The organism is Pseudomonas sp. P5_B2, from assembly GCF_056400445.1.
Map to the genome: position 1 here is coordinate 1 of NZ_JBFULH010000767.1, position 1,741 is coordinate 1,741.

Consider the following 1,741-nt stretch of genomic DNA (forward strand, 5'->3'; position numbering starts at 1 on the left):
ACGTCGCTCCTTGTGGCGTACGAATGAACAGCTCCACACCCATCCAATTCTCCAGTGACCGGACTCGGCGACTGAAGGCCGGCTGAGTAACGTGGCGCGCTTCAGCGGCACGAACAAAGCTGCCGTATTCCGCAAGCGCTGAGAAATCTTCGAGCCAGACGAGTTCCAAGGGCAATGCCTCCTGTGCATAGGGCGCGGCATTAATAGCATTGGGCGGGGGTCATCGCAAAGCATAACGTGGGGCCACCAACAACAAGAGGAACCCGTCATGCGTATCGTCGACATCCGTGAAAAAACCGTCTCTATCGCTTCCCCAATCGCCAATGCCTACATCGATTTTTCGAAAATGACCTGCTCGGTCGTTGCTGTCGTCACGGATGTGATTCGCGATGGTAAACCCGTTATCGGTTACGGCTTCAACTCCAACGGCCGCTATGGTCAAGGCGCGTTGATGCGTGATCGCTTCCTGGCACGTATCACCGAAGCCGACCCGGAATCCCTGCTCGATAAAGAACATGACAACCTGGACCCGTTCGCCATCTGGAAAGCCCTGATGACCAACGAAAAACCAGGTGGTCATGGTGAGCGCTCGGTCGCCGTCGGCACCATCGACATGGCTGTCTGGGATGCCGTCGCCAAGATCGAAGGCAAGCCGCTGTATCGCCTGCTGGCAGACCGTTACCGCAACGGTGTGGCTGATGACAAAGTCTGGGTCTACGCCGCTGGCGGTTACTACTATCCGGGCAAAGACGACGCCAAGCTTCAAGACGAGATGCGCAGCTATCTGGATCGCGGCTATGACGTGGTCAAGATGAAGATCGGTGCTGCGCCACTGGCTGACGATATTCGTCGCATCGAATCGGTACTCAAAGTAGTGGGTGATGGCCGTCGCCTGGCCGTAGATGCCAATGGCCGCTTTGATCAAAAGACCGCCATTGCCTATGCCGAAGCGCTGAAACCCTACAACCTGTTCTGGTACGAAGAAGCAGGCGATCCGCTCGACTATGCCTTGCAGGCTGAGCTGGCTAATCACTACGACCTGCCGATGGCCACCGGGGAAAACCTGTTCTCCCATCAAGATGCCCGAAACCTGCTGCGCCACGGTGGCATGCGTGCAGATCGCGACTTTGTTCAATTCGACTGCGCGCTGTCCTACGGTCTGGTCGAGTACATGCGCACCCTGAAAGTCATGGAAGAAATGGGCTGGTCGTCGCGCCGCGTTGTTCCGCACGGGGGTCATCAGATGTCCCTGAACATCGCCGCAGGCCTGCACCTGGGCGGTAACGAATCCTATCCGGACGTGTTCCAGCCATTTGGCGGGTTCGCTGACGGGATTCGTGTGGAAAACGGTTACGTCGGTTTGCCGGATATTCCGGGGGTTGGCTTCGAGGCCAAGTCCGCCTTGTACGCCGTGATGCGCGAGCTGGGCGAAGGCTGATAGCCCCCGGAGCGACGGCCTCCTGCAAGAGGCCGTCGTTATCAGGCGTCACTCACTGACGCCACGCCACACGCCCATCACAATAATAAAATGAGGTGCTCCCGTGGAAATCTCCAAGTCCCGCTGGTACAGCCAGCTGTATGTGCAGGTGCTGATCGGTATCGTGATCGGTGCAGCAATCGGTCACTTTGAACCGCAATTCGGAGCCAAGCTCCAACCTTTTGCAGATGGCTTTATCAAGCTCATCAAAATGCTGTTGGCGCCTATTATTTTCGGTACCGTCGTCGTTGGTATCGCCAAGAT

The 1,741-nt window shown here is 57.0% G+C and carries 3 protein-coding genes; 2 read left to right on the forward strand and 1 reads right to left on the reverse strand.

All coding sequences use genetic code 11. The features are described from left to right. Positions 1-169, reverse strand: a 169-nt coding sequence (locus tag AC1DRJ_RS26555; RefSeq protein ID WP_477804768.1) for a helix-turn-helix domain-containing protein, incomplete at its 3' end; no start/stop codon positions are given. Positions 170-268: 99 nt separating this feature from the next. Here AC1DRJ_RS26555 and AC1DRJ_RS26560 point away from each other — a divergent pair. Together AC1DRJ_RS26560 and AC1DRJ_RS26565 are read left to right on the forward strand one after the other, a co-directional pair. Continuing rightward, complete coding sequence (locus AC1DRJ_RS26560; RefSeq protein ID WP_477804766.1) at positions 269-1,438, forward strand: mandelate racemase/muconate lactonizing enzyme family protein; 1,170 nt, start codon at positions 269-271, stop codon at positions 1,436-1,438. Positions 1,439-1,541: 103 nt separating this feature from the next. Then, positions 1,542-1,741 (forward strand): cation:dicarboxylate symporter family transporter (locus AC1DRJ_RS26565; RefSeq protein ID WP_477804767.1); only part of this gene is annotated, 200 nt, incomplete at its 3' end.